Here is a 204-nt window from a genome sequence, read left to right as displayed (position 1 = left end):
GGGGGGCCGGGACGACGGAGGGATATTGACCTTGCCGTCCTAATCCGCTCCTTTTGGCGCGACACAATATCCCCTCGGGGAAAACGCCAAAGAAAACGCCAAGGTAAGCTTCCATGTCTTTCGTCCTCGCCATCGACCAGGGCACCACCTCCTCGCGCGCGATCGTGTTTCGCGGCGATATTTCCATTGCGGCGAAGGCGCAAG

It is taken from the genome of Bradyrhizobium manausense (genome assembly GCF_001440035.1).
Taxonomy (GTDB): domain Bacteria; phylum Pseudomonadota; class Alphaproteobacteria; order Rhizobiales; family Xanthobacteraceae; genus Bradyrhizobium; species Bradyrhizobium manausense.
The sequence above is the reverse complement of the archived record's forward strand: the minus strand, read 5'-3'. Positions refer to the sequence as shown.